General features: G+C 56.6%; 13 protein-coding genes. 8 read left to right on the top strand and 5 right to left on the bottom strand.

Annotated features, from left to right (window positions below; all coding sequences use genetic code 11):
* The first annotated feature begins 93 nt into the window (after positions 1 to 93).
* Complete coding sequence (locus tag RTN40_RS11040; protein ID WP_312228494.1) at positions 94 to 801, top strand: CTP synthase; 708 nt, start codon at positions 94 to 96, stop codon at positions 799 to 801.
* 8 nt (positions 802 to 809) lie between these two features.
* Here the strand turns inward: RTN40_RS11040 and RTN40_RS11035 are convergent, their stop codons facing one another.
* The gene (locus RTN40_RS11035) at positions 810 to 1997 is read right to left on the bottom strand and encodes a CynX/NimT family MFS transporter (protein WP_312228493.1); all 1188 of its coding nucleotides are present in this window, start codon (positions 1995 to 1997) and stop codon (positions 810 to 812) included.
* A gap of 203 nt (positions 1998 to 2200) precedes the next feature.
* Here RTN40_RS11035 and RTN40_RS11030 point away from each other — a divergent pair, with 203 nt between their 5' ends.
* From RTN40_RS11030 to RTN40_RS11015, 4 genes are read left to right on the top strand one after another with little or no spacing between them, the layout of a single operon-like run.
* A complete protein-coding gene (locus tag RTN40_RS11030) occupies positions 2201 to 3025 on the top strand; it encodes an ABC transporter substrate-binding protein (RefSeq protein WP_312228492.1) in 825 nt (274 codons plus the stop codon).
* 1 nt (position 3026) lies between these two features.
* On the top strand, positions 3027 to 3848 hold the full coding sequence (locus RTN40_RS11025) for an amino acid ABC transporter ATP-binding protein (protein WP_312228491.1): 822 nt from the start codon (positions 3027 to 3029) through the stop codon (positions 3846 to 3848).
* A complete protein-coding gene (locus tag RTN40_RS11020; protein ID WP_312228490.1) occupies positions 3848 to 4621 on the top strand; it encodes an amino acid ABC transporter permease in 774 nt (257 codons plus the stop codon). Before RTN40_RS11025 ends, RTN40_RS11020 begins: the two co-directional genes overlap by 1 nt.
* Positions 4611 to 5303 (top strand): ABC transporter permease subunit, encoded by a 693-nt coding sequence (locus RTN40_RS11015; protein ID WP_312228489.1) that lies wholly within the window; start codon positions 4611 to 4613, stop codon positions 5301 to 5303. The genes RTN40_RS11020 and RTN40_RS11015 overlap by 11 nt, the downstream gene beginning before the upstream one ends.
* Here RTN40_RS11015 and RTN40_RS11010 read toward each other — a convergent pair.
* Positions 5286 to 5732 (bottom strand): DUF441 domain-containing protein, encoded by a 447-nt coding sequence (locus RTN40_RS11010; RefSeq protein ID WP_103821151.1) that lies wholly within the window; start codon positions 5730 to 5732, stop codon positions 5286 to 5288. The genes RTN40_RS11015 and RTN40_RS11010 overlap by 18 nt on opposite strands.
* A gap of 182 nt (positions 5733 to 5914) precedes the next feature.
* Here RTN40_RS11010 and yoaI point away from each other — a divergent pair, with 182 nt between their 5' ends.
* Positions 5915 to 6019, top strand: coding sequence for a small membrane protein YoaI (gene yoaI, locus RTN40_RS11005; RefSeq protein WP_312228488.1), 105 nt, complete (start codon positions 5915 to 5917; stop codon positions 6017 to 6019).
* 37 nt (positions 6020 to 6056) lie between these two features.
* Here yoaI and RTN40_RS11000 read toward each other — a convergent pair whose 3' ends face one another.
* Entirely contained in the window at positions 6057 to 7340 is a 1284-nt protein-coding gene (locus tag RTN40_RS11000; RefSeq protein ID WP_312228487.1) for a YeaH/YhbH family protein, read from the bottom strand.
* 72 nt (positions 7341 to 7412) lie between these two features.
* On the bottom strand, positions 7413 to 9347 hold the full coding sequence (yeaG, locus tag RTN40_RS10995; RefSeq protein WP_103821147.1) for a protein kinase YeaG: 1935 nt from the start codon (positions 9345 to 9347) through the stop codon (positions 7413 to 7415).
* 445 nt (positions 9348 to 9792) lie between these two features.
* On the opposite strand from yeaG, the gene RTN40_RS10990 reads away from it, so the two are divergent.
* Positions 9793 to 10539, top strand: a complete 747-nt coding sequence (locus RTN40_RS10990; protein WP_312228486.1) for a MipA/OmpV family protein — start codon at positions 9793 to 9795, stop codon at positions 10537 to 10539.
* Positions 10540 to 10638: 99 nt separating this feature from the next.
* Positions 10639 to 11493 carry an aldo/keto reductase gene (locus RTN40_RS10985; protein ID WP_312228485.1) on the top strand — a complete coding sequence of 285 codons (855 nt, stop codon included), beginning with the start codon at positions 10639 to 10641 and terminating at the stop codon, positions 11491 to 11493.
* Positions 11494 to 11531: 38 nt separating this feature from the next.
* On the opposite strand, the gene RTN40_RS10980 is transcribed toward RTN40_RS10985, so the two are convergent.
* On the bottom strand, positions 11532 to 12416 hold the full coding sequence (locus RTN40_RS10980) for a D-hexose-6-phosphate mutarotase (RefSeq protein WP_312228484.1): 885 nt from the start codon (positions 12414 to 12416) through the stop codon (positions 11532 to 11534).
* Between the last annotated feature and the right edge of the window lies 1 nt (position 12417).

The raw sequence follows: 12417 nt of genomic DNA, 5'->3' as shown, positions 1-12417 counted from the left end.
CCCATTTTAAGGTATTGTGATATCAGTAAAAGATCGGTAGTCTGAGGTTCCTTATGTTATCCGTAATTTGCCCCTGACATAAGGACTCCCTGCATGGAACACACTCCCCCAAAAGAAACGCTGCGTATTGCCCTCGTCGGCGACTATAACCCTGACGTTATTGCACATCAGGCTATCCCTCTGGCTATTGATGACGCCGCTGCCGTGCAGGAACTCACTGCCGATTATGACTGGCTGGCAACCGATGAGATCGCCAGCGCAGACGATTTAGTAGGCTATGACGCCATCTGGGTGGTGCCTGCCAGCCCCTACAAAAGTGCGGAGGGGGCGTTTACCGCCATTCGCTACGCCCGTGAGAACGGCGTGCCATTTCTCGGCACCTGCGGCGGATTTCAACATGCGCTGATCGAGTATGCCCGCAACGTCATGGGCTGGAACGATGCGGCCCACGCCGAAACGGATAGCGAGGGCCGCATGGTGGTGACGCCGCTGGCCTGTTCGCTAGTAGAGCAGACCGGCACTATCGAGCTGCGCCCCAATACGCTGATCGCTCGGGCCTACGGCAAAGATACCATTGATGAAGGCTATCACTGTAACTATGGGGTATCGCCGGAGTTTGCCGCCGAGCTGGATAAGGGCGATCTTCGGGTCACCGGCTGGGATGAAGAGGGCGAGGTACGTGCCGTTGAGCTGGTCACGCACCCGTTCTATGTTATGACCCTGTTCCAGCATGAGCGCGCTGCGCTGAGCGGACGTCCGGCTCCGCTGGTTCATGCCCTGCTGCGCGTCGCCAGCAATTAACTGTTGGCTTACCGGGCGTCGATCTCGCGATCGCGTCCGGCAAAGATGCCAAACGCGGCCATCACTACCGAGAGCAGAGCGCAGGCGATGAGTGGAATATGCCAGTCGCCGCTGGCGTCGTGGATCTTACCCATCAGCGGCGGGCCAAACGCCGCCAGCAGGTAGCCTACCGATTGCGCCATGCCGGAGAGGGCCGCCGCCTGATGCGCCGAGCTGGCACGCAGGCCAATAAAGGTGAGACCGAGGATCATTGTTGCTCCCGATCCGAAGCCAAAAATGACCGTCCACAGCACCGCATGGGTGGGAGCCAGCCATAGCCCGGCGGCGCTTACGGCGCACATCAGCGCCACCATGGCGGCGATGCTGCGCTGATCGCGCAAACGGTGGAGGATCAGCGGAATAGCAATACCCGGCGCGGCGGTTGCCAGCTGTAGCAGGCCGTGAAGGGATCCCGCCTGGGTTTCGCTGTAGCCCAGACTTAGCAGGATCGCTGGCAGCCAGCCGATAATCACGTAGTAAATCAGCGAGTTGATGCCTAAGAACAGCGTTACCTGCCAGGCAAGGGCCGATCGCCAGATCCCTCGGTTTTGCAGGCTGCCCGCCTGGGTCATGCTGCTTGCCGCCCGACGACCGGTCTGGGGAAGCCACAGCAGCAGAGCAAGAAGCGGGAAAGCCATCAGCATCAGCAGTGCACCCCGCCAGCCAAACCCGTGCAATGCCAGGGGAACAACCAGCGCTGAACCCAGTGCCGCAGCGGCCCCCATCGTCAGCGAATAGGCCCCGGTTAGCTTTGCAACCTGACCGGGAAAGTCGCGTTTAATCAGGCCGGGCAGCAGCACGTTACCCAGCGCAATCCCGCAGCCGATAGCCGCCGTACCGATAAACAACAGCGCTGAGGACGGCAGCGATCGCAGGGCTATGCCTGAACAGATAAGGATCAGAGCAGTGGCGAGACTGCGCTCCATGCCAAAACGGCGGGCAGCACCGGCTGCCAGCGGAGAGATAAGGGCAAAGGCCAGCAGCGGCAGGGTTGTCAGCAGTCCCGTTTGCGCAGTGGTCAAATTGTAGTCGGCGCGAATGGCATCCAGCAGCGGGGCGGCACCGGTAAAGGTGACCCGCAGGGTGGTGGCAATCATTAAGATCCCGGCAATCAGCAGCAGTCCCTGCTTGCGGCCGGAGGAGGTCTGGCTAGTCATTGTTTTCTCAGGTTGAATACGTTGCTGACAGGATAACGCTTTTTTGCTGCGATTAAAGCAGCGGGTGGACTCTGAATATCTTAAGCCTGTATAGCCTTATTCTATTTATGGATATGTAATGCACTTTTTGATATTTGTCTGATGCTAAAGCTTATGTGAACGTAGCGCTTAATACTTATAACAAGGGATAACAGGGATTAAGCATGGCAACTTTTACACAGACTAAAAAAGCCTGGACGTTCTCCACACTGGCGCTTCTGTCAACGCTCTCATTTGGCGCTCACGCTGACAAGCTGGCCGATATCAAATCGGCTGGCGTGGTGAAGGTCGCAACCTTTGATGCAAACCCGCCGTTTGGCGCGGTCGATCCTAAAACCCATGACATTGTGGGCTATGACGTTGACTTCGCTAAAGCGTTGGCCAAAAGCCTCGGCGTAAAGCTGGAGCTGGTCGCCACCAACCCGGCGAATCGTATTCCGCTGCTGCAGTCCGGCAAGGTAGACCTGATTGTTGCTGACATCACTATTACGCCAGAGCGTGCGCAGGTTATCGACTTCTCCACGCCGTACTTTGTTACTGGCCAGCAGTTCCTGGTTGCGGCAGACGGCGCGGATAAGCTGGACGCCTACAGCAAGTCGCGTATCGGCGCGGTGAAAGGTACTACCGGCGAGCAGGCGCTGCATCAGCGCTTCCCGCAGGCACGCGTGCTGGCCTATGACGATATCCCGCTGGCCCTGACCGCGCTGCGTAACGGCAACGTACAGGCGATCACTCAGGACAGCACCATTCTGGCGGGCCTGTTGGCGGAAGCACCGGATAAAGCGAAATTCAAAATTTTGCCGGATCTGCTCTCTAAAGAGGAGATTGGCGTTGGCGTAACCAAAGGCGAAACGGCGCTGTTGAATGCGGTGAACGATGAGCTGGTGAAGCTTGAGCAGAGTGGCGAAGCGGCTAATATTTACGATGCCTGGTTTGGTCCGCAGACCAAAACGCCCCAGCCGCGCAGCTTTAAAATAGAAGCGAAGTGATATGTTTGCTGGTATTTTCTCCGCCTCTGTGGCCAGCGCCACGGAGGCGTTTTCCGTGCAGGAAGGCACGGTCGAGTTCCGTCAGGTCAGTAAACGCTATGGCGATCATCAGGTCTTAAAGCAGATCGATCTCCAGGTTCGCGCCGGAGAGGTGCTTGCCGTTTGCGGGCCTTCCGGCTCGGGTAAATCGACCCTGATCCGCCTGATCAACCAGCTTGAGACGGTGAGCGGAGGCGAAATCTACGTTGACGGCCAACCCACCAGCACCCTGAAAGGCAAGGCGCTGCGCGAACTGCGCCGCCATGTAGGCTTCGTCTTCCAGCAGTTCAACCTCTACGCTCATCTTAATGCGCTGGATAACATCACCCTTGCGCTAACCAAAGTACATGGCCAGTCGCAGCGTGAAGCAGAGGGGACAGCGCTGGCGCTGCTGGAGCGGGTTGGATTGCGCGATAAGGCGTACCACCTCCCATCCCAGCTCTCCGGCGGCCAGCAGCAGCGGGTGGCAATCGCCCGCACGCTGGCCGCCAGGCCGCACATCATCCTGTTTGACGAGCCGACCTCGGCGCTCGATCCTGAGACGATCGGTGAAGTGTTACAGGTCATGCGCAGTCTGGCGCATAGCGGCATGACGCTTATTGTGGTGACTCATGAGATGCAGTTTGCCCGCGAGATTGCCGATCGGGTGATCTTTATCGACGGCGGCGAGATCCTTGAGCAGGCTGCTCCGGAACAGTTCTTTACCGCCCCGCAGCATCCCCGAGCGCAGCGCTTCCTGCAAAAGGTTCTCAACCCACTGCACGCCGAAAACAGGGAGTTGTAATGAATATCCATCTCGACTGGGCCGGGGTGCTTACCGGCCAGCCTGCGCAGTGGATCCTCTCTGGCTTTCTCACCACAATCTGGGTAACCGTTGTCGGCATTGTGCTGGCAACGGTGCTGACCGTGCTGCTGCTGGCTCTCAGGCTGGCAGGGGGGGCGCTGGGACGCGGAGTGGTGGCGGTATGGGTGTCGCTGTTCCGTAATACGCCGCTGTTGGTCCAGCTGCTGTTCTGGTACTTTGCCGCCTGGAATCTGCTGCCGCTGAGCTTTCGCCAGTATGTTAATGACGATCACGCCTTCAGCATCTTGCCAGGGGACGTCTGGTGGTTTACGCCGGAGTTTCTTAGCTCTGCCTGGGCGCTGGGTCTCTTCACCGCCGCCTTTCTGGTAGAGGAGATCCAGGCCGGACTGCATGCCGTGCCGAAGGGGCAGATTGAGGCGGCTAAATCGCAGGGGTTTAGCGAGCTGGCGCTGTTTCGCTGGGTACTGCTGCCCCAGGGTTTACGCAACGCCTGGCAGCCGGTGGTAGGGCAATATCTGAACCTGATGAAGCTCTCCTCACTGGCAACCGGGATTGGTTTTGCCGAGCTGACCTATCAGACCCGACAGATTGAGAGCTATAACGCCCATGCCCTGGAGGCGTTTGCCGTCGGCAGCGTGCTCTATCTGCTGCTGGGGCTGGTGATGAGCCTGCTGTTCAACGCTCCCATGTGGTGGCGTGCGGGGCGACAGGAGAGGGCGCTGATGCGCAGGGAGGTGCAGAATGATCGCTAATATTACGGTGATTACCGATAATCTGGACTATCTGCTGCTGGGTCGTGCTGCCCAGGGGGAGCCGGGCGGGGTACTGCTGTCGGTGCTAATGACTCTCGGAGCGGCGCTGCTGGCTTTTCCTGGAGGGATCGCGCTGGCTTGCTACGCCTGGCGCTTTAAGGGCTGGCCGCGCCGCGTGCTATTTGCCTGGGCGGAGATCATTCGCGGCATTCCGTTGATCTTCGTTATCTTCTGGCTGTGGTTTTTACTGCCCATGCTGACCGGGGCCGATCTGCCAGGTGCGGTGAACGTGACCCTGGCACTGGCGTGGTTCACTTCCGCCTCGGTGATGTACTCCACGCTCGCCGCCATCGGCTCCCTGCCAAAGGGACAACATGAGGCGGCACTGGCAGGAGGCTTCAGCAGTTTACAACTGCTGCGCTGGGTGCTGCTCCCGCAGGCGCTGCGCAACGCGCTCCCTTCATACGTGGGGCTGCTGATTGCTCTGCTAAAGGACACATCGCTGGCGTTTATCGTCAACGTTCCGGAGCTGACCACCGTTGCAGGGCAGGTTAACAATCGCGTGCAGGTCTACCCGGCAGCGCTGTTTATCTTTACCGGGCTGGTCTACTACCTGCTCTGTACCTTGCTGGAGCACTCGGTTAAGCGCTGGCAGCGTCGCAGCCTACTGGCGGCCAAGTAGCAGCGACACCAGCCCTGCCGCAATCAGTGGCCCAACCGGAACGCCCCGGAACAGGGCCACGCCCAACACCGTACCCACCAGCAGCCCGGCCACCAGCGAGGGCTGGGCGCTCATTAGCGCCACGCCGCGCCCGCCAAGCCATGAGACAAAGATCCCTACCGCAATGGCGATCAGCGATTTCCAGTTTACAAAGGAGTGCAGTAGGGTGGAGGGCGGAAGCGTACCGCTGGCGATGGGGGCCATCACGCCAATGGTGAGAATGATAATTCCGATGGTCAGACCCTGTTTTTCAATCCATGGAAAATAGACGTTCAGCGGGGTCATGCGGATCATAATCAACACCATGATCGACACGGCAACCGTGGTGTTGTGACTAATAAATCCGAGGGCAGTCAGCCCGAGCAGAATAAACAGAGTGGTATCGAACATAAAAGATGGTTCCAGGCAGAAATATAAGCCCGCTTACTTTACCCCATCTCCGTGTGGCAGCAGAACTTTTTCACCCCGCTACGAAAGTTCTTAAAAGTTTCACTTAAAATCAGTTTGGCTGTCATTGAATGTTCATGTCGCTCTATTATGAATGCTGTATCGCGCAGAAAAGAGACGACAAAATGAACGATCCGATGCTGACCGAGACGCTTATTATTGCCTCCTCCTTTTTAGCTATCGTCGCCGTGCTGGTGGCGTCGGTGTTTGTTCTTGAGCGGATGGGGTGAGGGAAGCCGGTAAATCGCTTTACCGGCTAGGTAGATGTTAGCTGTGAGAATCGGACGTCTGCTTATGGAACAGCTCGCGGAATACCGGGTAAATATCTTCCTGGTCACGAATATGCTGCATTGCAAAGTTCTCAAACGTCGCCTGCAGGTGCTCGTACTCACGCCATAAGGTCTGATGCGCCCGGCGAGTAATCTCGATGTAGCTATAGTAGCGCACCACTGGCAAAATTTTCTTCGCCAGAATCTCATGACATAGCGGTGAATCATCGGCCCAGTTATCGCCGTCCGACGCCTGTGCGGCATAGATGTTCCACTGCGCCGGATCGTAACGCTCCTTCACCACCTCATCCATCAGCTTCAGCGCGCTGGAGACAATGGTCCCACCGGTCTCCTGCGAGTAGAAGAACTCATGCTCGTCCACCTCCTTGGCCTGGGTATGATGGCGGATATAGACCACCTCCACGTTCTTATAGGTTCTGCTCAGGAAGAGATAGAGCAGGATATAGAAACGCTTCGCCATATCCTTGGTCGACTGATCCATCGAGCCGGAGACGTCCATCAGACAGAACATTACCGCCTGACTGGAAGGCTCTGGTCGCTTCTCGTAGTTTTTGTAGCGCAGGTCGAAAGTGTCGATAAAGGGCACACGCTCAATCTTGGCCCGCAGCTCCGCTATCTCTTTGCGCAGGCGCTCCTCTTCCAGCAGCTGCGCCGGCTCGCTATTAGCTACGCTAGAGAGATCCTCTTCCAGCGCCCGAAGCTCACGACGTTTACCCGCCGTCATCGCCGTGCGCCGTGCAAGCGAGTTTTGCAGCGAGCGCACGACGCTGATGTTGGCAGGTACGCCGTTAGCCGTGAAACCTGCACGGTGCGTTTTATACTCGTTTAGCTGTCGATGCTGGTTCTTTTTCAGGTTCGGCAACGCCAAATCTTCAAACAGCAGATCAAGATACTCATCTTTTGAGATTTGAAAGACGAACTCATCCTGACCTTCGCCATCCTGACTGGCCTGGCCCTGGCCGCTGCCCCCTCCGCCACCGCCGCCCTGCGGACGTTCGATGCGGTCATTTTGCACAAAGTGATCGTTACCAGGATGCACGCGGTTGCGCAGTCCGCCGCGCCCCTGGTGGAACATCGGTTCGCTAATATCTTCTGAAGGAATAGAGACGGACTCGCCGCTCTCGACGTCGGTCACCGAACGCTTGTTGATCGCCTCGGAGATCGACTGCTTTATTTGCGATTTATAACGGCGCAAGAAACGCTGGCGGTTAACCGTACTCTTGTTTTTGCCGTTAAGACGCCGGTCGATGAACCAGGTCATAAGCCCTCCATCCACGGTGCTTTGCCGCTCTTGTAGTAGGCCCGGTAACGCGAACGCTACCGGGCATCTGTCTTAAGACGATTTACGAACGCGCAGATACCATTCGCACAGCAAACGCACCTGTTTACGGGTATAACCTTTCTCCATCATCCGGTCGACAAAATCGTCGTGTTTTTTCTGCTCATCCGTAGAGGTTTTGGCGTTGAACGAAATCACCGGCAGCAGCTCCTCGGTGTTCGAGAACATTTTCTTCTCGATGACCGTGCGCAGTTTTTCATAGCTGGTCCAGTTCGGATTACGGCCGCTGTTGTTGGCGCGGGCGCGCAGCACAAAGTTGACGATCTCATTACGGAAGTCTTTCGGGTTGCTGATCCCGGCAGGCTTCTCGATTTTTTCCAGCTCGGCATTCAGCGATTCACGGTCGAACAGCTGGCCGGTATCCGGATCGCGATACTCCTGATCCTGGATCCAGAAATCCGCATAGGTTACGTAGCGGTCAAAGATGTTCTGGCCATATTCAGAGTAGGACTCCAGATAGGCGGTCTGGATCTCTTTGCCAATAAATTCGGCATATTTCGGGATCAGATAGCCTTTCAGGAACTCCAGATAGCGTTCGGCCTGCTCCTGTGGGAATTGTTCGCGCTCGATCTGCTGCTCCAGTACATAGAAGAGATGCACCGGGTTGGCCGCTACCTCAACGTGGTCAAAGTTAAAGACCCTGGAGAGGATTTTAAACGCGAAGCGCGTTGACAGCCCGTTCATCCCTTCATCTACGCCGGCATAGTCCCGGTACTCCTGATAGGACTTCGCTTTCGGATCGGTGTCTTTAAGGCTCTCACCATCGTAGACCCGCATTTTAGAGTAGATGCTGGAGTTCTCCGGCTCTTTCAGGCGCGAGAGAATAGAGAAGCGGGAGAGCGTCTCCAGCGTACCGGGCGCGCAAGGAGCGTGAGCCAGCTCGCTGTGGTTAAGCAGCTTCTCGTAAATTTTGATCTCTTCCGAGATGCGCAGGCAGTAGGGCACCTTCACAATGTAAACGCGGTCAAGGAAGGCTTCGTTGTTCTTGTTGTTACGGAAAGTGACCCACTCAGATTCATTCGAGTGCGCCAGGATAATACCGTTAAACGGCAGGGCGGAGATCCCCTCCGTACCGTTGTAGTTCCCCTCCTGGGTTGCCGTCAGCAGCGGGTGCAGCACCTTAATTGGCGCTTTGAACATTTCAACGAACTCCATGATGCCCTGGTTGGCCCGGCACAGTGCGCCGGAGTAGCCGTAGGCGTCAGGATCGTTCTGGGCATGGTTTTCCAGCTTGCGGATATCAACTTTACCTACCAGAGCTGAGATGTCCTGGTTATTCTCGTCGCCGGGTTCGGTTTTGGCGATGGCAATCTGTTCCAGAATCGAAGGCCATACTTTCACCACGCGGAACTTAGTGATGTCGCCACCAAACTCATGCAGCCGCTTGGCCGCCCACGGGGACATAATCGTGCCGAGATAGCGGCGTGGAATGCCGTACTCTTTCTCAAGGATCTGCGCATCTTCCTGCGGATTAAACAGGCACAGAGGATGATCGTTAACCGGGCTACGCTCGCCGTTGGCGCTCAGTACGTAGATAGGTACGCGCTGCATCAGTGATTTCAGGCGTTCAGCAAGAGATGATTTACCGCCGCCGACTGGCCCCAGCAGATAAAGGATCTGTTTCTTCTCTTCCAGCCCCTGGGCAGCATGTTTCAGATAGGAGACAATCTGCTCGATGGCATCTTCCATGCCATAAAACTCTTCAAACGCTGGGTAACGTGCGACAACCCGATTCGAAAATAGACGGGAAAGCCTGGGCTCCAGAGCAGTATCTACCATCACGGGCTCGCCGATAGCCGTAAGTAGCCGTTCTGCCGCATTCGCATAGGCACTGCGATCCTGGCGGCAAATGGTGAGAAACTCCTGCAGGGTGAACTCTTCGTCCTTGGCAGCTTCATAACGCTGGCGATAGTGATCGAATATATTCATGGCATGCCGTCCTTTCGTTTTTAGCACAAGAAAAGAGCCGTTCATATGAATAGTGGAGGCTCCCGGAAGAGATAAGCTGAACGACGCTAGCTCTACTTCAGCACCGGAATGCAGCAACCCTTATGCCAGGTTGTGAACGCCAGCAGTTAACGCGCCCGCGATACACCTTCTTAAAATTAAGCGTAGATGGCATTTGCAAAACTTGCATTCCACGCCAATCTAATTTCAATGACATATCAATAACTCATCTGAATTTATTTTCTTTATAGATAAAGGGGGTTGCGAAAGATTCATCTCTCTGTCATTTATCCTTAAGCAGGTTGTCATGCTAAAACAGCATGCTGTCGCGTTCAGTTATATAATAATCAGTGAAAAAATTTGGGATGACGGAGGCGGGCGGTTACACTGCTCCCGCTGATTATTTGACTACAGGAAGGAAAGGATTGTGACCAAACTCAAATTTCTGGCGCTTGGTGTATTTATCGCATCATGTGCCGCAACGGCAAACGCAGCGGGACCCTGGTCTGTAGGCGCGGGCGTCGGTGTTCTTGAGTCTCCTTACAAAGACTACGATCGCGAGGTCGCCCCCGTCCCGGTGATTACCTACGAAGGGGATAACTTCTGGTTCCGCGGCCTTGGCGGCGGCTACTATCTGTGGAATGACGAAAGCGATAAGCTCTCTCTTACCGCTTACTACTCCCCGTTCCACTTCCGGCCAAAAGACAGCGATGACTGGCAGCTGCGCCAGCTCGATAAGCGTAGAGCTACCCTGATGGCGGGCCTGTCTTATGTGCATAACACCCAGTATGGTTTTTTGCGCACCACCCTGGCTGGCGATACGCTGGATAACAGCAACGGCATTACCTGGGATCTGGCCTGGCTCTATCGCTACACCAACGGCGGCCTGACCCTGACCCCTGGCATCGGTGCCGAGTGGAGCAGCGAAAACCAGAACGAGTACTACTACGGTGTCTCGGGACACGAGTCCCGCAGCAGCGGTCTGCGTACTTACGATCCGGACAGCGACTGGAGTCCTTATCTGGAGCTGAGCGCCAGCTACCAGCTGAACGACAGCTGGAGCGTGTATGGCGTAGGGCGTTACACCCGTCTGGGAGATGAGATCAAAGACAGCCCGATGGTCGATAAGTCCTGGGCCGGTGCCTTCTCTACCGGTGTGACCTACAGCTTCTAACGCGTATGTGTTAATTGTTGTGCATTTGAACAGGGCGCTTGCGCCCTGTTTGTTTTAGGGTAGGACAATCATTTCCGGAGAAGTAACGCAGGATGAACCATGGCAGAAAAACGTGTGCAGTTTGCCCACGCTCAGCCGCTGGCCGCTATTGGGCAGGGCACCTGGTATATGGGGGAAAACTCCCGCCAGCGGCAAAACGAGGTGGCGGCGCTAAGGGCAGGAATCGATCTCGGCCTGACCCTTATCGACACCGCTGAGATGTATGCCGACGGCGGCGCGGAAAAGGTAGTCGGCGAGGCCATTATGGGCAAGCGCGACGAGGTTTTCCTGGTCTCAAAGGTTTACCCATGGAATGCAGGCGGCCAGAAAGCGATTGCCGCCTGTGACGCCAGCCTCCGGCGTCTTGGCACCGACTATCTCGATCTCTATCTGCTGCACTGGCGCGGTAACTACTCCCTGGCCGAAACCGTTGAGGCGGTGGAGACCCTGATCCACCAGGGCAAGATCCGCCGCTGGGGCGTCTCGAACCTCGACTATAGCGATATGCAGGAACTCTGGCAGGTTGAGGGTGGGAAAGCCTGCGTCACCAACCAGGTACTGTATCATCTCGCCTCACGCGGCATTGAGCATGATCTGCTGCCCTGGTGTCAGGAACACACGCTTCCGGTAATGGCCTACTGTCCGCTGGCCCAGGCCGGACGCCTGCGTGATGGCCTGCTGGAGAATGCTACCGTACGGGAGATCGCTCACGGACACGGCGTAAGCGCCGCCCAGGTACTGCTGGCGTGGGTTATCAGCCATCAGAGCGTGATGGCGATCCCGAAGGCCGCCAGCGTCGCGCACGTCAAGGAGAACGCCGCTGCGCTCGATTTAAACCTCACCGGGGATGAGTTGCACCAGCTGGATCGGGCCTTCCCGGCGCCGGGCCGCAAAACGCCGTTGGATGTGGTGTAAAGAAGAGTGCCCTCTCTGACGGAGAGGGCATAGCGCGCTTAGCGTTTTTGCACGCGGATAGTTTGTGCCAGGCGGGATGGCTTCTCTTCGGTAGACTTCTGCGGCACGGTCACACAGGCAGACTCCACGCAGACAAAGGTCTTATAACCGTCGTCCGGCATGTCGGTCATGCTGGCAGAGAGGGCCGGACCGGGGTTCCAGCCCACCACGTTGCTGTGGTGATGATGGATCACTTCAATTGTGCGATTCAGGGCGCTGTCGTGGATCACGCTGCACGCTTCCGGGTTCAAATAGACGCGATCGGTACGGTCCGGGAAGGTCTGCACGCCGTCGGTCAGGGCATCTTCCTGGGCGTTGTTTACCTTATCGATAAAGCGATCGCCGAGGCCGCTCACTTTCACCGCACTGATATCACCCACGTTGAAGTAGGTGTGCAGGGCAGAGGTGGTCTCAAACTCGCCGTGGGCTTCCAGTTCAATCTCACAGGTCTGGCAGAGCTTAAATCGAGCGAAGAGGGTGAAATCGTGCGGCCACTGTTCACGGGTCGCGTCGCTGCTTTGCAGTTCAAAGGTCAGCACCACGCCGTTATCATCTTCGTTATGGGCGGTCAGCGTCCACGGCAGAATACGGGCAATACCGTGGGCGGGCAGGCCCTGCTGCTGTGCCGGACCAAACCACGGCCAGCATACCGGGACGCCGCCGCGCAGCGCGACGCCTTTTTTAAACGGTGTATTATCGCTGAGCCACAGCACGTCCTCTTCCCCAGCTGGTTTAAAAGAGAGCAGGTGTGCACCCTGCAGGGCAAAAGAAGCTTTTACCTGCGGGTGATCGATCACAATCACGTCCAGCTCGTCCAGCTGGCGGCGGGAGATGACCGGCGTAATGTTTTCGACTACTGGAAGAGCAAAAATTTTATTAATCATA

It is taken from the genome of Pseudescherichia sp. (assembly GCF_031987975.1).
Taxonomy (GTDB): Bacteria; Pseudomonadota; Gammaproteobacteria; order Enterobacterales; family Enterobacteriaceae; genus Pseudescherichia.
Note: the sequence above shows the minus strand (reverse complement) of the source record. Positions and strands in the feature narration are given on the sequence as shown.